Annotated in this window: 19 protein-coding genes and 1 tRNA gene; 10 read left to right on the plus strand and 10 right to left on the minus strand. The window is 63.5% G+C overall.

The genetic code is table 11. From position 1 onward, the window contains the following. Positions 1–200 precede the first annotated feature (200 nt). The 4 genes from GEV39_RS14320 (at position 201) to GEV39_RS14335 (ending at position 4640) form a co-directional block, all read left to right on the plus strand. Entirely contained in the window at positions 201–1853 is a 1653-nt protein-coding gene (locus GEV39_RS14320) for a nitrite/sulfite reductase (protein WP_173889894.1), read from the plus strand. Continuing rightward, the gene (locus GEV39_RS14325) at positions 1837–2331 is read left to right on the plus strand and encodes a DUF934 domain-containing protein (protein WP_009685913.1); all 495 of its coding nucleotides are present in this window, start codon (positions 1837–1839) and stop codon (positions 2329–2331) included. The genes GEV39_RS14320 and GEV39_RS14325 overlap by 17 nt, the downstream gene beginning before the upstream one ends. 262 nt (positions 2332–2593) lie before the next feature. Then, positions 2594–3397 (plus strand): 2,5-didehydrogluconate reductase DkgB, encoded by an 804-nt coding sequence (gene dkgB, locus GEV39_RS14330; RefSeq protein WP_173889896.1) that lies wholly within the window; start codon positions 2594–2596, stop codon positions 3395–3397. Between the two features lie 94 nt (positions 3398–3491). Continuing rightward, positions 3492–4640 carry a M14 family metallopeptidase gene (locus tag GEV39_RS14335; protein ID WP_173889898.1) on the plus strand — a complete coding sequence of 383 codons (1149 nt, stop codon included), beginning with the start codon at positions 3492–3494 and terminating at the stop codon, positions 4638–4640. 21 nt (positions 4641–4661) lie between these two features. Here GEV39_RS14335 and GEV39_RS14340 read toward each other — a convergent pair whose 3' ends face one another. Genes GEV39_RS14340 through GEV39_RS14370 form a run of 7 tightly spaced genes read right to left on the minus strand, consistent with a single transcriptional unit; the run spans position 4662 to position 10999 of the window. Next, positions 4662–5633, minus strand: coding sequence for a Csu type fimbrial protein (locus tag GEV39_RS14340; RefSeq protein WP_173889900.1), 972 nt, complete (start codon positions 5631–5633; stop codon positions 4662–4664). Beyond that, positions 5630–8020 carry a fimbria/pilus outer membrane usher protein gene (locus GEV39_RS14345; RefSeq protein WP_502707944.1) on the minus strand — a complete coding sequence of 797 codons (2391 nt, stop codon included), beginning with the start codon at positions 8018–8020 and terminating at the stop codon, positions 5630–5632. The genes GEV39_RS14340 and GEV39_RS14345 overlap by 4 nt, the downstream gene beginning before the upstream one ends. Positions 8021–8032: 12 nt before the next feature. Further along, on the minus strand, positions 8033–8809 hold the full coding sequence (locus tag GEV39_RS14350) for a fimbrial biogenesis chaperone (protein WP_173889902.1): 777 nt from the start codon (positions 8807–8809) through the stop codon (positions 8033–8035). A 39-nt stretch (positions 8810–8848) separates the two neighbouring features. Further along, positions 8849–9352 carry a Csu type fimbrial protein gene (locus GEV39_RS14355; RefSeq protein WP_173889903.1) on the minus strand — a complete coding sequence of 168 codons (504 nt, stop codon included), beginning with the start codon at positions 9350–9352 and terminating at the stop codon, positions 8849–8851. Positions 9353–9355: 3 nt separating this feature from the next. Continuing rightward, a complete protein-coding gene (locus GEV39_RS14360) occupies positions 9356–9886 on the minus strand; it encodes a Csu type fimbrial protein (protein ID WP_009685920.1) in 531 nt (176 codons plus the stop codon). 18 nt (positions 9887–9904) lie between these two features. Beyond that, the gene (locus tag GEV39_RS14365) at positions 9905–10441 is read right to left on the minus strand and encodes a Csu type fimbrial protein (protein ID WP_173889905.1); all 537 of its coding nucleotides are present in this window, start codon (positions 10439–10441) and stop codon (positions 9905–9907) included. 30 nt (positions 10442–10471) lie between these two features. Continuing rightward, on the minus strand, positions 10472–10999 hold the full coding sequence (locus tag GEV39_RS14370; RefSeq protein WP_173889907.1) for a Csu type fimbrial protein: 528 nt from the start codon (positions 10997–10999) through the stop codon (positions 10472–10474). A gap of 265 nt (positions 11000–11264) precedes the next feature. Between GEV39_RS14370 and GEV39_RS14375 the strand changes: the two genes are divergently transcribed. The 3 genes from GEV39_RS14375 to GEV39_RS14385 are packed head-to-tail and all read left to right on the plus strand — an operon-like array spanning position 11265 to position 16404. Then, positions 11265–13523, plus strand: a complete 2259-nt coding sequence (locus tag GEV39_RS14375; RefSeq protein ID WP_173889909.1) for an ATP-binding protein — start codon at positions 11265–11267, stop codon at positions 13521–13523. 6 nt (positions 13524–13529) lie between these two features. Further along, positions 13530–13991: a response regulator gene (locus GEV39_RS14380; protein ID WP_173889911.1), complete on the plus strand. Its 462-nt coding sequence runs from the start codon at positions 13530–13532 to the stop codon at positions 13989–13991. Between the two features lie 13 nt (positions 13992–14004). Next, the gene (locus GEV39_RS14385) at positions 14005–16404 is read left to right on the plus strand and encodes a hybrid sensor histidine kinase/response regulator (protein WP_173889913.1); all 2400 of its coding nucleotides are present in this window, start codon (positions 14005–14007) and stop codon (positions 16402–16404) included. Between the two features lie 141 nt (positions 16405–16545). Here GEV39_RS14385 and GEV39_RS14390 read toward each other — a convergent pair. Further along, positions 16546–16620: transfer RNA gene (locus GEV39_RS14390), tRNA-Gln, on the minus strand. A 257-nt stretch (positions 16621–16877) separates the two neighbouring features. On the opposite strand from GEV39_RS14390, the gene GEV39_RS14395 reads away from it, so the two are divergent. Both GEV39_RS14395 and zapE read left to right on the plus strand, forming a co-directional pair. Then, positions 16878–17120, plus strand: a complete 243-nt coding sequence (locus GEV39_RS14395) for a DUF465 domain-containing protein (RefSeq protein WP_054913379.1) — start codon at positions 16878–16880, stop codon at positions 17118–17120. A 130-nt stretch (positions 17121–17250) separates the two neighbouring features. Beyond that, entirely contained in the window at positions 17251–18327 is a 1077-nt protein-coding gene (gene zapE / locus GEV39_RS14400; RefSeq protein ID WP_173889915.1) for a cell division protein ZapE, read from the plus strand. On the opposite strand, the gene GEV39_RS14405 is transcribed toward zapE, so the two are convergent. Beyond that, the gene (locus tag GEV39_RS14405) at positions 18324–20213 is read right to left on the minus strand and encodes a propionyl-CoA synthetase (RefSeq protein WP_173889917.1); all 1890 of its coding nucleotides are present in this window, start codon (positions 20211–20213) and stop codon (positions 18324–18326) included. The two genes, zapE and GEV39_RS14405, sit on opposite strands and share 4 nt — an antisense overlap. A gap of 180 nt (positions 20214–20393) precedes the next feature. On the opposite strand from GEV39_RS14405, the gene GEV39_RS14410 reads away from it, so the two are divergent. Then, positions 20394–21260 carry a LysR family transcriptional regulator gene (locus tag GEV39_RS14410; protein WP_173889919.1) on the plus strand — a complete coding sequence of 289 codons (867 nt, stop codon included), beginning with the start codon at positions 20394–20396 and terminating at the stop codon, positions 21258–21260. Here the strand turns inward: GEV39_RS14410 and GEV39_RS14415 are convergent. Beyond that, positions 21234–22391, minus strand: a complete 1158-nt coding sequence (locus GEV39_RS14415; RefSeq protein WP_173889921.1) for an HPP family protein — start codon at positions 22389–22391, stop codon at positions 21234–21236. The two genes, GEV39_RS14410 and GEV39_RS14415, sit on opposite strands and share 27 nt — an antisense overlap. Positions 22392–22567: the final 176 nt, after the last annotated feature.

Here is a 22567-nt window from a genome sequence, read left to right on the forward strand (position 1 = left end):
TGTAACGCAAACCGCGGATTATACCCGCCACGCCATAGACCGGGCACAAATGGCAGTCAATCTCACATAGTCCATTTGGTTCTTTTCATATGCAAAAACATCACTTTAGCGCATAAACGCAACCTGCTATCGTTCCCCGGCTCCGTACCGGAGTGCGCGGCCGTGCGCGCGAATAGCTGCATGCCTGAGACAGGACTTATATGTACGTATACGACGAGTACGATCAGCGGATCATCGAGGACCGCGTCAAGCAGTTCCGTGATCAGACCCGCCGCTACCTGGCCGGTGAGCTGAGCGAAGAAGAATTCCGCCCTCTGCGCCTGCAGAACGGCCTATACATCCAACGTTTCGCGCCGATGCTGCGTGTCGCCGTGCCGTACGGCCAGCTGAACGCCACCCAGGTTCGCACCCTGGCCAAGATCGCCCGCGACTACGACAAGGGCTACGCCCACATTTCCACCCGGCAGAACGTGCAGTACAACTGGCCGGCGCTGGAAGATGTTCCGGACATCCTTGCCGAGCTGGCCAAAGTGCAGATGCATGCGATCCAGACCAGCGGCAACTGCCTGCGCAACACCACCACCGACCAGTTCGCCGGGGTTGCTGCAGACGAGGTCATCGACCCGCGGCCATGGTGCGAAATCGTGCGCCAGTGGACCACTTTCCACCCGGAATTCGCCTTCCTGCCGCGCAAGTTCAAAATTGCCATCAATGGCTCGCAGGAAGACCGTGCCGCCATCGAAGTGCACGATATCGGCCTGGAGCCGGTGCGCAATGCGGCCGGTGAGCTGGGCTTCCGCGTATTGGTAGGCGGCGGCCTGGGGCGTACCCCAGTGGTCGGCTCGTTCATCAACGAATTCCTGCCGTGGCAAGACCTGATCAGCTACCTCGACGCCATCCTGCGCGTGTACAACCGTTACGGTCGCCGTGACAACAAGTACAAGGCGCGGATCAAGATCCTGGTCAAGGCCCTGACCCCGGAAGTGTTCGCCGAAAAGGTCGAGGCCGAAATGGTTCACCTGCGTGGCGGCAGCACTACCCTGACCGAAGCCGAAGTGCAGCGGGTATCGCGCCACTTCGTCGACCCCGAATACCTGGCCCTGGACAACGTCGACTTCACCGCCCAGGACGCCGAGTACCCAGGCTTCGCCCGCTGGCGCTCGCGCAACACCCGTGCCCACAAGCGCCCGGGGTACGTGGCCGTGACCCTGTCGCTCAAACCCACCGGCGTGGCCCCGGGTGACCTGACCGACAAGCAGCTGGACGCCGTGGCCGACCTGGCCGAGCGCTACAGCTTCGGCTTCCTGCGTACCTCGCACGAGCAGAACATCATTCTGGCCGATGTCGAGCAGCGCCAACTGCACGCGCTGTGGCTGGAATTGCGCGAAAGCGGCTTCGCCACCCCGAACATCGGCCTGCTGACCGATATCATCTGCTGCCCGGGCGGTGATTACTGCTCGCTGGCCAATGCCAAGTCGATCCCGATCGCCGAGTCCATCCAGCGCCGCTTCGACGACCTGGACTACCTGTTCGACATCGGCGAAATCGACCTGAACATTTCCGGCTGCATGAACGCCTGCGGCCACCACCACGTGGGCCACATCGGCATCCTCGGCGTGGACAAGAAGGGTGAGGAATTCTACCAGGTGTCGCTGGGCGGCAACGCTGCACGCGGCGCAAGCCTGGGCAAGATCCTCGGCCCGTCCTTCGCCCAGGATGACATGGCCGATGTGATCGAAAAGCTGATCGCGGTGTACGTCGAGCAACGTACCGAGGAAGAGCGTTTCATCGACACCTACCAGCGTATCGGTATCGACCCCTTCAAGGAACGCGTCTATGCAGCGAATCATTAAGAACAATCAGATCGTCGACGAAACCTGGCACCTGCTGCCCAAGGAAACGTCTTTCGACGAGCTGACCAACTGCGACGACTACATCGTTCCGCTGCAGATGTGGCGTGACCATGCCCATGTGCTCAAGGCCCGCGACGGCGGCCTTGGCGTGTGGCTTGACAGCGACCAGGAAGCCGAAGAAATCGGCGAAGACGTGCAGTACTTCCAGGTCATCGCCTTGAACTTCCCCGCCTTCACCGATGGGCGCAGCTACTCCAATGCGCGCCTGTTGCGTGACCGCTACGGCTTCAAGGGCGAGCTGCGTGCCATTGGCGACGTATTGCGCGACCAGTTGTTCTACATGGCCCGTTGCGGTTTCGATGCGTTCGCCATCCGTGCCGACAAGGACCCGGAAGACGCATTGCAGGGCCTCAAGGACTTCTCGGTGACCTACCAGGCCGCTACCGACGAGCCGCTGCCGCTGTTCCGTCGCCGCTGATTGCCACCTGCAACACCCACGGCCCGCCGCGATGGCGGGCCGTTTCATTTGCGCCCGCCTGTACCGCTCAACCCTGCCCCAGCCTCCTCCCCGCCCACCCACGCCTGCGCCCTTTTTTGCCTGAGGCTCAAATGTCCTTGGTCGAATCCCGCCTTAATCAAAGCCCGTCAAACTTGCACACTGCTCCACACTCAAACAACGGACGGGGCTGCACCCTCTGGCTGAAACCCAGCCCCTTCCCTCACCTATCAGGAGCCACCTCATGAGCATTCCATCTTTTGGTCTCGGTACTTTTCGCCTCACAGGCCAGACGGTCATCGACTCGGTCAAGGCCGCCCTCGAGCTGGGCTACCGGGCCATCGACACCGCGCAGATCTACAAGAACGAAGCAGAGGTCGGCCAGGCCATCGCCGAGAGCGGTGTAGCACGCGGTGAGTTGTTCATTACCACCAAGATCTGGGTCGACAACTATGCCCCTGGCAAGCTGCAAGACAGCTTGAAGGAAAGCCTGAAAAACCTGCGCACCGACTACGTGGACCTGTTGCTGATTCACTGGCCAGCCCCGGGCAATGGCGTTGACCTGCCCGACTACATGGCCGCCTTGGCCGACGTCAAGAAAGCGGGCCTGACCCGCCAGATCGGGGTGTCGAACTTCAACATCGCGTTGACCGAGCAAGCCATCAAGGTGGTGGGCAAAGGCGAAATCGCCACCAACCAGATCGAGCTCAGCCCGTACTTGCAGAACAGCAAGCTGGCTGCTTACCTCGAGGCGCAAGGCATCACTGTCACGTCCTACATGACCTTGGCCTACGGCAAGGTGCTGAAGGACCCGGTGCTGACCGAGATCGCCACCAAGCACAAGGCCACCGTGGCCCAGGTTGCCCTGGCCTGGGCCCTGCAACTGGGCTACGCGGTGATCCCCTCGTCGACCCAGCGCGAGAACCTGGCCAGCAACCTGTTGGCCCGTGGCTTGAAGCTGGATAACCAGGACATGGCACGCATCGCCACGCTGAAACGCAATGGCCGTGAAGTCAGCCCGCCGGGCCTTGCCCCTGATTGGGACTGAGTCACTCTGCAGGGGGCATTGGACCGAGCGCCACTTTGCACGGCCAAGCCGTGTACAGTACGCCTACAACAATGCCCACAAAGGAGCCCGGCCCATGAGCGTAACGCTGTCCCCCCTGCACATCGACTGCGATTTCGATTCCGGCAATATCCAGGTACTGGATGCCAGCAACCCGGCCCAGGTGCGCCTGGCCATCCGCCCGGACACCCACAGCGACCATTACCAGTGGTTCCACTTCAGGGTCAGCGGGCTGACGCCGGGCCAGGTCCACCGTTTCAGCCTCGACAACGCCTCTGGCGCTTCGTACAAGCATGCCTGGAGCGGCTACAACGCCGTTGCCAGTTACGACCAGCAACGCTGGTTCCGGGTGCCCAGCCAGTTCGATGGCAGCGCGCTTTCGTTCGAGCTCAAGGCTGAGCAGCCGCAGGTCTGGTTCGCTTACTTCGAACCGTACCCGCGCGCCCGCCACAACCAGTTGATCGAGCGGGCCCGGCAACTGCCCGGTGTCGAATTGCTGGCCAGCGGCCGCAGTGTGCAAGGCCGGGACATTCCCTTGCTGCGGGCGGGTGATGGTGCCGAGGGCAAGCGCAAGCTATGGCTGATCGCCCAGCAACACCCCGGCGAGCACATGGCCGAATGGTTCATGGAGGGCGTGATAGACCGCCTGCAGGCTAACGACACGGTGATCCAGCAACTGCTGGGCAAAGCCGATCTGTACCTGATTCCCAACATGAACCCCGACGGCGCCTTCCTTGGCCATTTGCGCACCAACTTCAAAGGCAAGGACCTCAACCGTGCCTGGCAGGACGCCAGTGTCGAACTCACCCCGGAAGTGTTCTTCGCCCAGGCGCAGATGAAGCAATATGGTGTGGATGCCTTCATCGACGTACACGGTGATGAAGAAATCCCCCATGTATTCACGGCGGCGTGCGAGGGCAACCCAGGCTACACGCCCCGGCTGGCAAAGCTTGAGGCGCAGTTCCGCAGCACCTTGTGCAGCCTTACTCGCGACTTCCAGACCGTACATGGCTACACCCGGGACGAGCCTGGCCAGGCGAACACCACCCTGGCCTGCAATGCGGTGGGCATGGCGTACGACTGTCTGTCGCTGACCCTGGAGATGCCATTCAAGGACCACGACGATGCGCCAGACCCCGTCAATGGCTGGTCTGGCGCGCGCTCGAAGGCACTGGCCGGCGCCGTGCTGGAGACGTTGGCACGCATGCTTGGCGACTTGCGCTGACCCTGCGGCTGCTTAACGCCTTCAAAACTGCACATCCAGAATCACACTGTCGGTATAGCTCGCCGCGGGGGGCGTGGCCTGGTCGGTGTAGACCTTGGCGTTATAGTTGAACACCTGGCTGCCGGTGCCGGTACCAGCACCGGGGTTCACATCCGCATCAGTGCTCGCACGGCGTGCCGCACCGACCGCGCCCCACCGCACCGCACCGGCACTCTTGAAAATGTCGTATGCCAGGTAATTGCTGGTAGTAGATTTCATGCGCCGCCTGCCATTGGCCACGTTCTGCCCGTCGTCCAGGCCCACCGTGTAGTTGCTGCCCTTGGTGCACGACACACTCAGGCTCTGGCTGACCGTGGCGAACCCTGCCACCACCGGGGCGCTGCCATAGTTGATGTTGGGTGTGGTGATCTGGCAATCGTTGGTCACTGTCAGGCTCACGGTCATTGTCTTGCTACCTGAACCGATGTCGCGCCCAAGGCACACGCCGAGCAAGCCAATGCCCGAGCAGTAGTCCCAGCTCCAGGCAACGGTCAGGGTTTCCTGGTACAGGCCAGCGGCGACATTGCTGCCCACCTGGGTGCGCATGTACAGCGGCACCGACTTGGGGGTGGTGCCGCCGAGCAAACCCAACAGGTCGAGAATGCCGGTACGGGCAAAGTCGTAGGCCACGCCGCGGGCAATCGGGTAATTGGTGGTGTTGTCGCCATACACCGTGTAAGGAATCACATCCCCCGTCGGGCCGACCAGGCCACTGCTGGGCGATGTGATAGTGAGATAGAAATGGTCGCTGTTGCTCAGCACGCTCAGCAGCGACCCTGTGCACTGCAACCCCGAGTTCAGGGTCGAGGCGTTCTGTGCCGTGGTGCGCACCTGCGTAGAATTGGGGCTGCCGAACGCGGCCGGCAGGGTCGCCACCGATGAGCACAGCCCCCAGGCGCCCCCCATCGGCAACCACAGCAAGCTCGCCAGCAGGCCCCGCTGCCAGGCCGTCATCGGCACACCAGCGGCCCAAGCAACGGGATCGAACCTTGCGCCTCGGGGAAGTCGAACTCGACCTGGCAGCGCCCGCCCCCCTCCAGCACGACCCGCAGGCGGTTGCGTGGCGACAGGTTCTCCAAGTACACCAGCCCGTCCCAACCGACCACAGCCTGGCTGCCCGATTGCTCGTGGGTCACCCGGCTGCCCAGCTTCAGCGGCTGCTGGTTGGCATCAACCAGCTCGATGCTGGCCGCCAGTACCCGTTTCAGCGGGAACTCCAGCAGGTAGCCACTGCCGCGGCGCACGGCCACACGCTGCTCCACATTCGGCGCCAGCACATCGGGCGGCAGGTCCATGGGGTCGATCTCGTACTTGCCGCGGTAGTAACCACTGCTGTACGGCACCAGCAGGTGGCCGCCGGCATCGGTGCGGCCGACCTCCTGGTTTTCATAACGCACCGGTACATCGGCATAGCCGTCGGTACTGACCACAACGAAAGCGTCGTCGATCCGGTTGGCGGCGAACAGCCCATCCATCCAAACCAGCGAGCCACTGGCATCGGCCCAGCGGGTCGTTTCGCCGCTGCTGCCATATACGCCGGCCTGTAGCTGTACCGACTGCAAGCGCCAGGTCACATCGGCCTGGCGATAGGCATCGCGGTCGCTACCCTGGGCATAGCCGAGGTTATAGCCCACGCCGCTGCCTACCGGCACGGCGCGCCCGTAATTGACCCGTTGCAGGGTTTCACCGGTGTTACTGCGTTCCAGGCCTAGCGCCAGCGTGCCATGGGTGTCGAAGGGAATCACCAGTTGCGCCTGCACGGCCCACTGGCCGCCAGCGATTTCGCGGTTGGCGGACAGGTACACGCTGCTGCTGCCCGACAACGGCCTGCTGTAGCTTAGGTTGATCAGCCGGGTTCGCGTGCCGTCGGCAGCGCGCACGTCAAAGTAGCCGGCACCGACGTTGCCGTACCTGTCAAGGTTGAGGCTGAGGCTGACCTGCTCGCTGCGTGTGCTTGCCTGTATGTCCGGGGTGTCGACCCGGCTCAGGTCGGCATAGTCGGCACGGCGTTGCAGGCGCTGGTAACTGAAACCGAAGCGCTGGCTGTTGTATTGGTAACCCAGCGCGACCTGCTGCCCCTGATCGCCGTCGAAACGGCTCTGGGCGAGCGCGGCATTGAGCACACCGAAGTTGCCCAGCCGCAGGTTGCCACCCAGGCCACCCAGCATCAGCGAGGCAGCGGTTTCAAGGTGGGTTTCCACGGTGAACGTGTCGCTTACCCCATGGCGCAGGCTGGCGCTGGCCGCCCCCGCGCCGTAGGCAAAGTCCCGCACACCGTAGTCACGCCTCAGGCTCCCGGCCGCTATCGAATAGTCTGACAGGCCTTTTTGCAACAGGCTGCTGGTGACGTAGAACGGCAAGGTGGTGGAAACCTGCCGGCCCAAGGCGTCGGTGGTGACCACCACCGCTTCGCCGGCACCGTTGATGAACGGCACGTTGGTCAGCGTGTAGGGGCCTGGCTGCAATTCGTTGGAACTGGCCTTGTAGCCGTTGATGAACAGGTCGAGCGAGGTCGGTACCGCGGCTTCGCCGGCAAACGCCGGCAAGGGGTAGGTGACCAGGTCCGGCCGTGCGGCGAAGTCGCGCGACAGTTGCACGCCGCCCACCCGGACCGAACGGGTCCAGGGCAGTGCCCCGGTAACGAAATCGCCGGCCTCGTAGGTCAACAGGCGCTGCTCGTCGGTGAAGCGCCAGGTGGTGTCGTAGCGCAGGAAGCCCCGCCTTGCCGGGTCGGCCTGCGCGCCATTGAACGATTGGCGCCATTGCCCGGTGCTGGCGAAGGTGCCCCAGTCATCGAACACCCGCAGTTCGTTCCACGCCGCCAGGTAGGTGCCGCCGTCATCGGTGTCGTTCAGGTACAGGTCGTAGTTGAACAACGCGCCGAAGCTGCTCCGCGCATCGTTGGGCGGGTACAGGTTACGATCGCCGACCTGCTGCTCGGGCAACCAGGCCGGGGGCACTTGCAGCAACAGCCGCAGGGTCCGGCTGTCATAATCGGCGTGCAGCCCGCTCACCGCGTCCAGGGCGACTTCGCCCTGCGGGTCGCCGGGCAGTGTCACACCCGCCGCACGCAACACGGCGCTGTCCAGGTACAACTGCCCGGCCCGCTGCTGCACCGGCACCAGCTCAGCCTTGGGCATGCGGTTCACCATCAGGTCGAGGAACAGCGTGGCGTCGGCGATGGCGGACAGCTCCGTGGGCGGCGGCGGCAGGTCGTCGGCCAGCGCCAACGCTGGGCCAAGCACGGCCAACTGCAGGCACCCGCGGCGCAACCTCAGCGCTAGCCATTTCACACACGGTATCCAACCATTGCCGGGTCCTCCTTGGCCCCTGCGCTGCATTCAGGTGCTGGTTCACTGCCCTTGGGGTATGGTGCCGGCCGTGGCCTGGCCGTTAACCCGGCCTTGCAGCACACTGCCTGTATTCGTCGCCATGGGTGCCGGCCAACGCATACTCGAACCCGGCAGCACATAGCCCAGCAAACCTTCGACCAGCGCCTTGCGCTGGCCGCCCTGCTGCAGCACCACGTCGGTCAGCCGTGCATGCACCGGGCCGGTATTGCGCAGCTCCACATAAGGCTTGCCCTGCACCGTGACCGGCCGCCAGCTCAACTGAGGCTTGCCCACGCTTTCGGCCTTTCGCTGGCCCTCGGGGTCCGCCTTGCCCCACAGCCCTTCGCCGTAGACGAACAGCGGTACGGAATAGCGCATCTGCAGCCGAATGGCGGCCGTGGTGCCGGGGCCGGCCTTGTCGAGCGGGATGGCCGGCGGAATTTCGTCGATGATGATGCGATAGGCCTTTTCCTGGCCGGCAGGTGAAGGGCCGGTGCGGGTCAGGCGGATCAATTGCTTCTGCCCAGGAGGAATATTGGCCACCGGCGGGCTGCCGATGATCTCGCGCTGGGCCTGGAACTGCTCCTGGTATCGCCCTTGGTGCCAGGCAAACACCCGCACCTGCAGGTTGGCAGCCTCAGTACCGCGATTTTCCAGCCACAGTGCGCCGGCTTTCTGGTCGGCCTCCAGCACCGGGTCGATCGGCCAGATCAACACCGAGGTGGCTGCCGCAGCCGGCAGGCTTGCCAACCACCACAACCCGATCAGCCCACCCGCCCACTTCGCGCCTACCGCCATTAAGCTCTCCTTAGCACGTGTCATTGGCGCCGCTGGCGTTCACCAGGTCACCATCACTTGCACAACATCGGTATAAGTCCCTGCCGGCAGCTTGCCGGTCAGCTGAACCCGCCCATACACCGGCAGCTTGATCGCCGTGGCGTCGCTGTAGCTCACGGTGGCGCTCTGCCCTATGCCCAACGGCTGGCTGTAGGCGGCATCCCGGTACAACTGGTAGGCCAGGACCTGGCTGCCGCTGGTGTTCTTCAGATAGCGCGTGCCGCTGGTACTGTTCTGGCCGCCGCCCAGGCTCATGCTCACCGCCACACCCGGGGTGCACTGGAAGGTCACCGTGGTGCCACCCAGCGAAGTACTGACCACGCTGGTGGACAACGCCGACTGGGTGCCATAGTTCAGTACCCCATACTGGCTGACACCGCCCACCACCAGACACCCGGCAGCGACCTGCGCCGCGACCGTGAAGGTGCTGGTAGTGGCCGCATCCAGTGGCGCCGCCAGTAGCGCACCAAGGCCAGCCAGGCCCACCGTCAGCCAATGGCGCATGGCTCAGAACGACAACTCGACGGCTACCGTGTCGGTGTACACGCCAGCCGGCAACCCGGCCTTGCCACGCGCCTGGCCGTAAAGGTTGACGGTTTGTGCCACACCGGTACTGGTTGGCAGGGTGATGGTGCCATCGATGGCCAACACGGTGGTGCGCCCGGAGTCGGTATAGAAGTCGTAGGGCACGAAATTCCCCGCGCCATCAGCCAGTGCACGGGTGCCGCCGGTCGATTGGCCGTCATGCGACCCTGCACGCACACGAATCGCCGGCACCGTGCCCGCCGAGCACAGGATGCTCAACGCGCCACCGCTACCCAGCACCTGTGCGTTGGCCGTGGTGAACAAGGCATCCTGGGTGCCGAAATCCAGCGAGCCGAAGTTCAACCCCGAGGTGCCTGAACTGCCATTCACCTGGCAGGCAGCTGTCAAGGTCAGCGTCGAGTTGATGGTCCCGGTCACCGTGGCGGCCTGGGCCTGCGTGGCCAGGGCCAAACCCAGGCCGGCGAGGATGCAGCATGAAAGGTTCGTTCGCATCGGAGTCTCCTTGCGTGGTTACCAGTCCAGAGTCACCCGGAGGGTGTCGCGGTACAGCCCGGCTGGCAGCGCGCGCGGTTGCGCCACCACCACGCCATAGATGGGGATCGGAATCTGTTGCGTGCTGCTGATGGTGAAGGCCCGTGCTTGGCCAATGCCGTAGCGGCTGTTGCCGCCTGGGTCGACTGCCAGTTGATAAGGAATCAGCTGGCTGCCGTTGCTGAGGCGGCGAATGCCGTCGTCGCCATGCATGCCACCATTGATGCGCACGTTGAATGCACGGACTTCGGGGGTGCAACTGATCTGCAGGCTGCCCTCGCCGCCCGCTTCATCCACCCGGCTAAGCAGCGGCTGGTCCCAGTTCGGGCCCCGCTCGCCGAAATCCAGCAAGCCCGGGTTGGCCAGGTTCGCCGGCTGCGCCTCGTTGCTGCTGATCTGGCAGGCGGCGCTGATCACCAGCCGCGCCTGAATGAAGCCAGTGGAGCTGCCATGCGCTGCACCGCCTGGCACCAGTAACGGCCCTAGGGTCAACAGCAGGATCGAGGTGCGGTTCACAGCTGCGCGTCCTTGTGCATGGCGGCATCCTCACCAAGTGACCGTGACTTTCAACAGGTCGGCGTACAGGCCGGCTCTGGGCACCCAGGCCAACGTGTCGATTCGCGCATACAGCGGCAATTCGGCCGCGCCGCTATCGGGCACCCGGGCAGCCTGCGCAACGTTCACTGGCAGTGGCTCGCGCCAGGCCGCATCGCGATAGAGCCGATAAGGAATAGGCCGGCCCTGGGCATCGTCGCTGGCCAGGAAGCGCACGTCGCCAGCGCCGCCATGTTGGCCGCCGTCGACCTGTATTTGATAAGGGGTGTCGGGGTTGCACTCAAGGCGCGGTGGGCGCTGGCTCAGCAATACCCCAGTCAGCGGTGCGGCCGGGCCGTCCAGCCGCGGTACAGCACCCAGGTCGATTCGCCCAGCAGCCTGCGCGCCCGCATCGCGGGTCTGGCTGACCAGCATGCAGCCGCGCTGCACCAGCACCCGCACCTCCACCAGAAAGTCTGCCGCTACGCCAGCGTTGCTCAGTAACAGGCCAAACAACCCGGCCAGTAAGCGCTCCTTCACCTTGCTGTCCTTATCGCCCTATGCTCAGTTGAGCGTAGCAGCGAGGCACGGCGCCAAATGCTGAGGCCGACCGTTTTTTGGTATTAGCAACAAAGCGATAGCGTTCGATAAAAAAAACCGCGGGGCGCAGAACCCATCGTGTTTCATGGACCTCCAATAGGCAGAAGCCGGCGAATGGTCCGATATTCTGATAAGGTGTACCTCCATCATCCTGCCTCAAACTCGTGCGGCAAGCATGGACCGACAAGACAGGAGCTTTCAATTGATGACTGCAGATAGCACGCTCGCCCAAGCCGTGGAGCGTTGCGCTCAGGAACCGATCCAGGTGCCCGGCAGCGTCCAGCCCCACGGGTTCCTGCTGGTCGTCGACGAAGCCGACTTACGGGTACTCCAGGCCAGTGAGAATGTCGAACAGTGGCTAGGCAAGCCGGCCAGAGAACTTATCGGTTGCCATTTTACAGAGCTGGTCAGCGACGGTTTCGACCTGCGCATGCACCTTTCACGGTTACCCGACGATGAAGTGTTCCCCTTTCATATCAGTGATGTGCACCTGCGCGAAGGAGCACCGCACACTACAGCCCTGCACCTGCTGGCCCACCGTCACGACCAGGTGCTAATCACTGAATTGGAACCACCGCGGCTTCCGTCCGACCTCACCGGGCAAGGCGATTACTACCCGCTGGTGCGCAACTTCGTCAGCACCCTGCACCTGGCCGGCAGCCTTGAAGAGCTGCTGCAGCAAACGGTGGTTCAACTCAAGCGCATCACCGGTTTTGGCCGGGTCAAGGCTTACCGCTTCGATGCCGAAGGCAATGGCCAAGTTCTGGCAGAGGTCGCCGACCCGGGCTACCCCAGCTACCTGGGGCTGTGCTTTCCGGCCTCGGACATCCCGCGCCAGGCGCGCGAACTGTACCGGGTCAACCGTATCCGCGTGATCGAGGATGCCAACTACCACCCTTCGCCGCTACTGCCGGCAGCCAACCCGCGTACCGGCAAGGCGCTGGACATGAGCTTTGCGACACTGCGCAGCGTTTCACCGGTGCACCTGCAATACATGCGCAACATGGGTACCCTGGCGTCGATGTCACTGTCGATCGTGGCCGATGGCAAGTTGTGGGGGCTGATCTCTTGCCACCATCAGCAGCCCAGGCCTGTAGACCTGCGTACGCGTACCGCGTGCGAGCTGCTGGCCAGCGTGCTGTCGTTGCAGATCGAGTCCCGCGAGTCGCATGCCAGCACCAGTAAGGTATTGGAACTGCGCCAGCACATTGTCCGCATGATTTCGTCCATGGCCGACCATGACAGCGTCAGCGATGGCCTGCGCGACGTGCCCGAAGTCCTGTTGGCCTTTGCCGACGCCCAGGGCGCCGCGGTGATCTCGGCGGAGCGCTGCGACCTGTTCGGCCAGACGCCACCCACCGCCCAGGTCACGGCGTTGGTGCACTGGTTGAGCCAACGTAACGACGAACATGTATTTTGCACCGACAACGTGCGCCGCGACATCGACGAACTGCCCGAGCTGGCAGACCATGCCGGTGGCGTGCTGGCCGTCGCCATTTCGCAGATCCATTCGCACTACCTGCTGTGGTTCCGCCCCGAACAGGTACGCACGGTGGATTGGGCGGGCCAGCCGACCAAGCAGGTGGGGCCACAGGGCAACCTCGACCCGCGGCACAGTTTCGAGCGCTGGCAGGAGCAACTGCATGGCTACTGCGCACCTTGGGAGCCACTGGTGGTCGAGGGCGTGCAAGAGCTGCGCACGGCGGTGCTGGGCATTGTGCTGCGCAAGGCCGAGGAATTGGCACAGCTGGCCAGTGAACTGCGCCGCTCGAACAAGGAACTTGAGGCGTTTTCGTACAGCGTTTCCCACGATCTGCGCGCGCCGCTGCGGCACATTGCCGGCTATACCGAGCTGCTCGGCGAAATCGAGGGCGCAGGGTTAAGCGAGCGTGGCAAGCGCTTCCTGCAGCATATCGGTGAAGCCGCCAATTTCGCCGGCAGCCTGGTGGACAACCTGCTCAACTTCTCGCAAATGGGCCGCTCTGCCCTGCGCATGTCCGATGTCGACCTGAACGCCCTGGTCGAGGCTATCCGCAGTGAACTGGCGCCCGACTACCAAGGCCGCGAGATCGTCTGGGACATCGCGCCACTGCCAAAGGTGATCGGCGACCCGGCGTTCATCAACCTGGCTTTGCACAACCTGATCGCCAATGCCATCAAGTACACCCGCGGTCGTGAGCCCGCGCGCATTTCGATCAGCGCCAAGCAACACCCGGACGAAACCGAAATCTGTATCCGCGATAACGGCGTGGGCTTCGACATGGCCTACGCCAACAAGCTTTTCGGGGTATTCCAACGCCTGCACCGCATGGAAGAGTTCGAAGGCACTGGGATTGGCCTGGCAAGCGTGCGCCGTATCATCGAGCGCCATGATGGCCGTGTCTGGGCCGAGGGCCAGATCGACCATGGCGCCAGTTTCCACTTTTCTCTACCGCGCCAACCCGCGACTACCCGAGGTACCTGAACAATCATGCTCAAACCCATCCTGCTGGTCGAAGACAATCCAAGGGACCTGGAGCTTACGCTTTTGGCTCTGGAGCGTAGCCAGTTGGCCAACGAGGTTATCGTCCTGCGCGACGGTGCCGAGGCGCTGGACTACCTGTTGCGCCGCAACGCCTATGTCGATCGTGATGACGGCAACCCTGCGGTCCTGCTGCTGGACCTCAAGCTACCCAAAGTCGATGGCCTGGAAGTGCTCAAGGAAGTGCGCGCCACTGCCGAGCTGCGTAGTATCCCCACGGTCATGCTGACCTCCTCACGCGAAGAACCCGACCTGCTGCGCGCCTACGAGCTAGGGGTGAACGCGTATGTGGTCAAACCAGTGGAATTCAAGGAATTCGTCGCCGCCATCTCCGACCTGGGGATCTTCTGGGCCGTACTGAATGAACCACCACCTGGCTCACTGCGGCTGAACCGTCGCGGTAGCAATTGAGGCCGCCGCAACGATGCCGCAAACGCCGTTGAAACTACTGATGGTCGAAGACAGCTCGATGGACGCCGAGCTGACCTTGATGCGCCTGGAACGCAGCGGGCTGCATGTGCAATCGCATCTGGTATTCGACCATACGGGCGTCGAGCGTGCCCTGGAGCAGGACCACTACGACCTGATCCTTTGCGACTGCGTGCTGCCGGGCTCGTCCGGCACCGAGGTGCTGGCAATCGCCCAGCGCCTGGCTGCAGACACCCCGTTCATTTTTCTCTCCGGGATCTACGGCGAAGAGCACGCCGTGGAAATGATCCGCCTGGGCGCTACCGACTATGTGCTGAAGAAGAACCTGCCGCTACTGCCCAAGGCGGTACGCCGGGCATTGACCGAAGTGCAGGAGCGCCAGCGCCGGCGCCGCGCCGAAGAGGCGCTGGTCGATGTCGAGGCGCGGGCGCGCATCGCCATCGACGCCGCGGGTATGGGCACCTGGGACCTGCGCCCGCAAGATGGCCTGTTGATATGCGACGAGCGCTGCAAGACCCTGTTCGGCCTGCCCGCCAGCGCCGACATGACCATGCAGGTATTCTACGACGGCATCTACCCTGACGATCTGGCGCTGGTGCGCGATGCCGTCGAATACGCCATGCTGCCCGAAAGCGGTGGCCAGTACCGGGTGGAGTTTCGCACTGCCCAACCCAGTGGCCAGGACCCGCGCTGGTTGCTCAGCAGCGGCCAGAGCCAGTTCGTCAACGGCCAGTGCGTGCGCTTTTCCGGCGTGCTGCAAGACATCAACACCCAGCGCCTGGCCACCCAGGCACTGCGCCAGCTCAACGAAATGCTGGGCGAACGGGTCGAGCGCCGTACGCGGGAACGCGACCGCGCCTGGGAGCTGTCACAGGATCTGCTGGCAGTGCTGAACAAGGACCTCACCCCGGTGGCGCTGAACCCCGCCTGGGAAGCCAGCCTGGGCTTTTCCCGCGAGCGCCTGAGCCAGTCGTCGCTGTTGCACCTGCTGCCCGAAAGCGATCAGGAACTGCTGTTGACCGAACTGGCCGCGCTCGCGCACGGCCGAACCAGCGCACGTTTCGTTGGCCGTATCCTGCACGCCAGTGGCCAGCAACGCTGGCTGTCGTGGGTCGTGGTGCCCGAAGACACCCTGCTTTACGTGGTCGCCCGCGACATTACCAGTGAGCGCGAAACCGCGCTGGGCCTGGCCGAAGCCAATGCCCGCCTGCGCGAGCAGATCGATGAGCGCGAGCGTATCGAGGCCGCCTTGCAGCAGATGCAACGCCTGGAAGCGGTCGGCCAGCTGACTGCCGGCGTGGCGCACGACTTCAACAACCTGTTGACCGTGATCCTCACCGGTGCCAGTTTCCTAGAGCGCGACCTGACCAGGGGCGACCTGGACAAGGCCCGGTCGCGCCTCAAGCATGTTCGCGAAGCGGGTGAGCGCGGCGCCAAGTTGACCTCGCAATTGCTGGCCTTCTCCCGTCGCCAGCGCCTGGAGCCGGTACCGCTGAACCTCAACCGCACCCTGGCGGGCCTCGAGGAACTGTTACGCCGTACCTTGGGCGGCAACATCTCGGTGCGCCTGGACCTGGACCCAAGCCTGTGGCAGGCGCTGACCGATCCTACCCAGACTGAAATGATCATCCTCAACCTGGCCATCAATGCCCGCGATGCCATGCCCGATGGCGGCCAGTTGATCCTGGCGACCCACAACACCTGCATCGACACCCCCCCTCAGCGCCCGGAAGACCCGGAGCGAGGCGAATACGTGATGCTGAGTATTCGCGACACCGGGTGCGGCATGAGCGAAGAGGTGGTGGCCAAGGTGTTCGAGCCGTTCTTTACCACCAAGGATATCGGCAAGGGTTCAGGCCTTGGGCTGGCCCAGGTCTTCGGTTTCGCCAAGCAGTCCGGCGGTGGTGTGCGCATCGATACCAAGCCGGGGCGTGGTACCGAGGTGGCGGTATACCTGCCAGCGGTGAAAGACCGCGCGGTCAGTGAACCGGCAGCAGCCATGCTCAGCCTTTCGATCAACGATAGCGGCCGTAACCGGACCGTGCTGCTGGTGGACGATGACCACCTGGTACGTGACATGCTCGGCGATGTACTGCGCCAGTACGGTTATCAGGTACGCCAGGCGCACAGCGGCGAACAGGCACTGGCGTTGCTGGATGACGAGATCGACTTGCTGCTGACCGATTTCGCCATGCCGGAATTCAACGGTGGGCAACTCGCCTTGGCGGCCCGCGAGCGGCGCCCGCACCTGCCGGTGGTGTTTCTCACCGGCTATGCGGAGTTGCAAGGGTTGGAATTGCCGGGCAGCCTGGTGATGCAGAAACCGGTGCAAGCCGATGAACTGGCGCGGGTGCTCAACGAGATGCTGGGCGGCCTGGCAGTGCGCCAGGGCTGACCAATGGCTGGGCCGCTTTGCGGCCCGGGGCCATCGCAACGCTGCGGCCACAGTGGGTGTGGCATTTCACGCGCGCAAAAACGACAAAACCCGACGCTCATCAGAATAAGCACCGGGCAAGTTACGTTTGAAACTAAGAAATGGCAGGGGCGGCTGGATTCGAACCAACGCATGGCAGGATCAAAACCTGCTGCCTTACCGCTTGGCGACGCCCCTGTATCGGATGCAGCGTGGGCTGCTCTGACAATTCCAAGTGAGTGACAACTGCGAGTTGTCTTGGAATGCGCGGCACTTTAACAACAAAGTTTCGGTCTGTGAACCCCCTGATGAAAAAAAATTGCCAAAAAACAGCGGCTTAGTCATTTCTGCCGCCGCCGCATACCATCCGTCGTTTTCTTCTCGCTTCGCTTCAACACATTCGTATTCCTCCCTTCAAATCAGATAACCCATCTGCATTTACCAAGGAGGAACCCATGCCTGTCTCTCACGACCTTTACCAGGACCTGCACTACCCACGCGAGATCGTTCAACAACGCCGCCAGGTCGACAAGGCACTGGATCGCTTGCTGGATGAGTACGTCGATATCGACAACCAGGTACTGGCCGCCGAGGCCATCTCGGCAGGCAATTTCGTCGACGAGGACCTGCGCCACCTGAAAGAGCGCCGCCTGGCGGTGAAGTACATGATCGAGCGCCAGCTGGAACGCAAGGCATAGCCCAGCGGCAGCGGTGGCGGCGACACCTATCGCGAGAAGTGATGATTGCCGCGCAATTTCTCTATTGGTCAAAATCGCCGCCCTCGGGCAAGCTGCACACTGCCCCGTCAATGCCCAAGGAGCTGTGCTTTTGCCTGCCTGGATCCCTACCCCGCTGCGCCAACTTGGCCAACGCCTGCGCGGCGCTGCCGCGCATCAGAGCGAACTGCTCGACTGGTTCGAAGACAAGGCGCACAGCCGCGGTTATCAGCTCAGCGATGGCCAGCGCCGGGTGATCCACTGCATGGCCAGGCAACTGGCACAATTGGAGCAAGGCCAAGCGCGTAGCCTGTACCTGTACGGCTCGGTCGGCCGGGGCAAAAGCTGGCTACTCGACGGCTTCTATCAGGCCGTACCGGTCGAGGCCAAGAAGCGCCTGCACTTTCATGATTTTTTTGCCCGCCTGCACCAAGGCATGCACCGCCATCGCGCGCTGGACGACGCACTGGGTGCGACCCTGGACGAGCTGATTGGCGATTGCCGAGTGCTGTGTTTCGATGAATTCCATGTGCATGACATTGGCGATGCCATGTTGCTCACCCGGCTGTTCAATGCCTTGTTCAGCCGCGGGGTGTTCCTGCTGGTGACGTCCAACTACGCGCCTGAGGGGCTGCTGCCCAACCCTCTGTACCATGAGCGTTTCCTGCCGGTGATCCGCCTGATCAATAGCGCGATGGAGGTCCTCGAAGTCGGTGGCGATACCGACTTTCGCAGCCTGCCGGCCAACCGCGAGCAGCAGCAGTTCACCCAGGGGCATTATGTATGGCCCGGCACTGCGGCGCAGCGCCAGGCATTGCAGGTACCCGCCCCGCAGCCCGTGCAGCTGGACGTGAACAAACGCCCACTGCGCGCCCTGGCGGTGGATGGCCGGCGCGTGGTGCTTGGCTTTGACGACCTGTGCGAAAAGGCCACGGCGGTGATCGACTACTTGGTGCTGGCCGAGCAGTACGACGAATGGGTCATCGATGGGCTGGATGACCTGGCGGACTGCTCCCTGGCGGCGCAACAACGTTTCGTCAACCTGGTGGATGTGCTGTACGACCAGGACAGGCAGGTGACGGTGATCGGCAAACGGCCGTTGGAACAAAGCCTGGGTGGGCCGCTTGCCGACCTGATGCGCACCCGCAGCCGCCTGGGGCAACTGCAGGTGGTCGGGCCCCAGGGCTAAACCGCCCTGGGCAAGTCAGCCAGCAGCGCCTCGATCTCACCCAGCACTGCCGGGTCGTCCAAGGTCGAAGGCGGGATGTAGTCCTGCCCATCGGCAATCTTGCGCAACACCGCCCGCAGGATCTTCCCGGACCGGGTCTTGGGCAGGCGCTTCACCAGCCGCAACCGGTTGAAGCACGCCAACGGGCCTATTTCCTCGCGCACGCTGGCCACCAGGTCGACCAGCAACTGCGCCTCGGCGATGCCCTCGCCGTCCTTGAGCACCACCAGCGCCAACGGCACCTGGCCCTTTATTTCATCATGCACGCCAACCACCGCGCACTCGGCCACTGCCGGGTGGCGCGCCACCAAGTCTTCCATTTCCCCCGTGGAAAGCCGATGGCCGGATACGTTGATCACATCGTCGGTGCGCCCCATGATGTAAACGAAGCCATCATCGTCCAGGTAGCCGCCATCGCCCGTGTGGTAGTAGCCAGGGTAGCTGTGCAGATAGGCCTGCAGGTAACGTGCGTGGTCGCCCCACAGCGTCTGGCTGCAACCGGGCGGCAATGGCAGGGCGATCACGATCGAGCCCTGCTGGTGGGGGCCCAGCAGGCGCCCTTCGTCGTCCAGCACACGTACGTGATAGCCGGGCACGGCGCGGTTGCTCGAACCCGGCCGGGCCGCGCTGCCCTCCAGCCCCACGCAGGGCGCAGTGACTGGCCAGCCGGTCTCGGTCTGCCACCAATGGTCGTGCACAGGCTTGCCACTCACCTGCTCCAGCCATTGATGGGTGCTCGAATCGAGCTTTTCACCCGCCAGGAACACATGGCGCAGCGAGCTGAGGTCATGGTTGCGCACCCGCTCGCCCTGCGGGTCCTCCTTGCGAATGGCACGCATGGCCGTGGGCGCACAGAACAGCGCATTGACCCGATATTGCTCGACCACCCGCCAGTAGGCAGCGGCGTCTGGCGTGCGAATCGGCTTGCCCTCGTAGAATATCGTGGTGCAGCCGCTCATCAACGGCCCGTAGACGATCAGCGAGTGTCCCACCACCCAGCCCACATCGGAAATACCCCACCACACATCACCGGCTTGCATGCCGTAGATGTGGCGCATGGCGTAACACAGTGCCACTGCGTTGCCACCGTTTTCGCGGACGATACCCTTGGGTTTGCCCGTGGTGCCTGAGGTATACATGATGTACAGCGGGTCACCGGCGTCCAGCGCCACCGGCTCCACCGCCTTGGCGGTCTGCACCGCCACCTGCCAATCCAGGTCGCGCCCTGGCAGCAGTTCGGCCTTCACCTGCGGCCGCTGCAGCACCAGTACCGAGCGCGGCTGGTGCCTGGCCAGTTGCAGCGCACGGTCGACCAGTGGCTTGTAGGGGATGACCTTGTCGAACTCCAGCCCGCAGGAAGCCGTCAGCAGCAGGGCCGGCCGCGCGTCATCGATGCGCAGCGCCAGCTCGTTGGCGGCGAAGCCACCGAACACCACCGAATGCACGGCGCCAATCCGCGCACAGGCCAGCATGGCCATGGCCGCCTGCGGCACCATGGGCATGTAGATGATCACGCCGTCGCCTTTGTTAACGCCCAGTTCGCGCAGCAAGCCGGCCAGGCGCGCCACCTCGTCGCGTAACTGCAGGTAGGTGTAGGTTTGCTGCACGCCAGTCACCGGCGAATCGTAGATCAGCGCCAGTTGCTCGCCACGGCCCTGCTCGATCTGGTGATCGAGGGCCAAGTAGCAGCTATTGAGCCGGCCATCCGCGAACCAGCGGTGGGTACCATCGGCGTTCTCTTGCAAGACCTGGGCAGGTTTGTGATACCAGGCCAGGTGGGTGGCCTGTTCCGCCCAGAAAGCGGCAGGGTCGGAAATGGACTGGGCGTAAGTGTGCTGGTAGCTCATATCGAAAGGAACCCGGTACTTGTTGTTATTGAAGGGCGAACCTGGAGTATGGCCTGCACCAACCACCTCGCCAGGCGACTAAAGTCACAACCGACCTGCAAATTTGCATAACGCGCCAATGCGCCCTATTTCGGTGCAACCCCCCTACAATAGGCTCCCCCTCAAGCCAACGAGCAGCCCATGGATATCGAACAGGCCCGTACCTTTCTGGAAATCGTGCGTTGCGGCAGCCTGGTCGCTGCCGCCGAGCGCCTGTTCGTTTCGCAAACGGCGATCACCGCCCGGGTGCAGCGCTTAGAACAGCAGCTGGGTTGTCAGTTGTTCGTGCGCAGCCGCAGCGGCGCCAGCTTGACCTGCGATGGCGAAGCTTTCGTCAGTTATGCCAACCAGTTGGTGCAAACCTGGGAGGCGGCGCGCCGTGACCTGCCGCTGCCCGTGGGCTGCCAGCAGGTGCTGCATGTGGGGGGTGAAGTGAGCCTGGGCAACCCGATGATGCTCGATTGGGTCAGCGCCCTGCATCGCGAACTGCCCAGCCACGCGATCCGCAGCGAGGTCAGCGACGGCGAGGCGCTGCTGCGCAAGGTCGAGATGGGCCTGCTGGACGCTGCGCTGGTCTACCAGCCAACCTATGGCCCGGGTTTGCAGGTCGAGCAGTTGATGGAAGAAAAGCTGATCCGCGTGCGCCGGGTCGATCGACCCGAGCCGTATATCTACATCGACTGGGGCGAAGCCTTCCGCCGCCAGCATGACGCGGCCTTGCCCGACTGCGCGCGCCCGGCGCTGAGCTTCAACCTCGGACCACTGGCGCTGCAGTTCATCCTCGACCAAGGCGGTAGCGGCTACTTCCGCACACGAGTGGTTCAAGCCTACCTCGACAGTGGGGTTTTCGAGCGAGTCCCGCAGGCGCCGGAATTCACCTACCCAACCTATCTGGTCTACCCGCGCAAACGCGACAGCGAGGCCCTGCAACAGGCGTTCAGCGTGCTGCGCCGGCTGGTGGCCGCCGGCGCAAGCGACTGGTCACAACGCTGGGACCCTGTTCTCTGAAACCTGTTGGGCCTTGCTGAGCAACTGGCGCTGGAGGCCGGCAATCAGGTCGGTCTGGGTGATCACCCCCACCAGGCGCCCATCGTCGAGCACCGGCAGGCAATGCAGGCCTTGTTCGCACAGCAGCGGCAGCAGGCGCTCCAGCGGATGCTGGCTACTGACGGTGACCACTGGCTGCATCATCACCTGGGCCAGGCGCACGGGCGGGCGGCCGAACAGTCCGCGCCAGGTGAAACGGCCACGTTGCATGGCCGGGCCGACCAGATCGCTGAGGCTGACAATGCCCACCAGTTTGCCCTGCTGCAGCACCGGCAGTGTTTTCAGATGATGGCTGGCCAGCATGGCCCAGGCCCGCTCCAGCGTCGTGTCGGGGCTGGCGAATTGCACATCGCGAGACATCACTGACGCCGCGGTGATGCCGCCCAGGCTGCGCTGCAAGGCATGCTGCTCGGTGGCCAGGATAATGCGCTCCAGTTCGTCCCGGGTGACGTCGACGAACTCGCCCAGCTCTTCGAGGGCATGGTCCAGGTCTTCGCCGCGCACGCCAACGCGCTCGGTAGGCAGCGGGTCATGGGTATGGTGCAGGTCCTTGCGGATTACCGCGCCTTTGGGGTAGCGCACACCCGTCAGACGGTTGTAGAGCACTGCCACCGCTACCAGGATCAGTGCATTGAGCAACACCGGTTGCAACAGGTGGTCACCCAGGGCGGTCAGGCCCGGGTCGGCCAGTACCGCACTGACGGCCACCCCGCCACCCGGCGGGTGCAGGCAGCGCAGCAGGCACATGACCAGGATCGAGATCCCCAGCGCCACGGCGGCCACCCACAATTCGGGGCCCAACCCCTGGCGCATGGCCAGGCCAACAGCGCCTGCCAGGGCGTAACTGCCCAGCACCGGCCAAGGCTGGGCCAACGGGCCAGAGTGCACCGCGAACACCAGCACAGCCGACGCGGCCAACGGGCCGAGCAAGTGCAGAGCGATGCCCGGGCCGTAGACCATGCTGGTCAGCCAGCCGGCGAGGAACAAGCCAAGCAGTGCACCAATACCGGCACGCAACCATTCTTTGGGGGGGATATTCAGGGCGGGCGGCAATAGCCGCAGCAGACGACTTTCGGAACGCGAGGCAGGCATTTGAACTATCGGGGTCGTGTTTTTTTCGGTTTGAAAAGAAAGCCCAGGGCAGCTGCCTGGGCCTGGTATTGCGCAGGCAATATCACAAGGGGCTCCGTCCGTGGAGAGATGGAAACCACGCGGCTTCGTGAAGGCATTGTGCCGAGCGCGGCGCGAATGGGCCAATTCAAAAAAAT

Source organism: Pseudomonas sp. NY5710, from assembly GCF_013305665.1.
Lineage (GTDB): Bacteria > Pseudomonadota > Gammaproteobacteria > Pseudomonadales > Pseudomonadaceae > Aquipseudomonas > Aquipseudomonas juntendi.

Bases quoted from the DNA above. Each gene is read 5' to 3' on its own strand.
- GEV39_RS14410 (WP_173889919.1), top strand. From the start codon at position 20,394: ATGGATATCGAACAGGCCCGTACCTTTCTGGAAATCGTGCGTTGCGGC.
- GEV39_RS14325 (WP_009685913.1), top strand. From the start codon at position 1,837: ATGCAGCGAATCATTAAGAACAATCAGATCGTCGACGAAACCTGGCAC.
- GEV39_RS14380 (WP_173889911.1), top strand. From the start codon at position 13,530: ATGCTCAAACCCATCCTGCTGGTCGAAGACAATCCAAGGGACCTGGAG.
- GEV39_RS14385 (WP_173889913.1), top strand. From the start codon at position 14,005: ATGCCGCAAACGCCGTTGAAACTACTGATGGTCGAAGACAGCTCGATG.
- dkgB (WP_173889896.1), top strand. From the start codon at position 2,594: ATGAGCATTCCATCTTTTGGTCTCGGTACTTTTCGCCTCACAGGCCAG.
- GEV39_RS14355 (WP_173889903.1), bottom strand. From the start codon at position 9,352: ATGCGCCATTGGCTGACGGTGGGCCTGGCTGGCCTTGGTGCGCTACTG.
- GEV39_RS14350 (WP_173889902.1), bottom strand. From the start codon at position 8,809: ATGGCGGTAGGCGCGAAGTGGGCGGGTGGGCTGATCGGGTTGTGGTGG.
- GEV39_RS14375 (WP_173889909.1), top strand. From the start codon at position 11,265: ATGACTGCAGATAGCACGCTCGCCCAAGCCGTGGAGCGTTGCGCTCAG.
- GEV39_RS14360 (WP_009685920.1), bottom strand. From the start codon at position 9,886: ATGCGAACGAACCTTTCATGCTGCATCCTCGCCGGCCTGGGTTTGGCC.
- GEV39_RS14395 (WP_054913379.1), top strand. From the start codon at position 16,878: ATGCCTGTCTCTCACGACCTTTACCAGGACCTGCACTACCCACGCGAG.
- GEV39_RS14320 (WP_173889894.1), top strand. From the start codon at position 201: ATGTACGTATACGACGAGTACGATCAGCGGATCATCGAGGACCGCGTC.
- GEV39_RS14335 (WP_173889898.1), top strand. From the start codon at position 3,492: ATGAGCGTAACGCTGTCCCCCCTGCACATCGACTGCGATTTCGATTCC.
- GEV39_RS14405 (WP_173889917.1), bottom strand. From the start codon at position 20,213: ATGAGCTACCAGCACACTTACGCCCAGTCCATTTCCGACCCTGCCGCT.
- GEV39_RS14415 (WP_173889921.1), bottom strand. From the start codon at position 22,391: ATGCCTGCCTCGCGTTCCGAAAGTCGTCTGCTGCGGCTATTGCCGCCC.
- GEV39_RS14340 (WP_173889900.1), bottom strand. From the start codon at position 5,633: ATGACGGCCTGGCAGCGGGGCCTGCTGGCGAGCTTGCTGTGGTTGCCG.
- GEV39_RS14345 (WP_502707944.1), bottom strand. From the start codon at position 8,020: ATGCAGCGCAGGGGCCAAGGAGGACCCGGCAATGGTTGGATACCGTGT.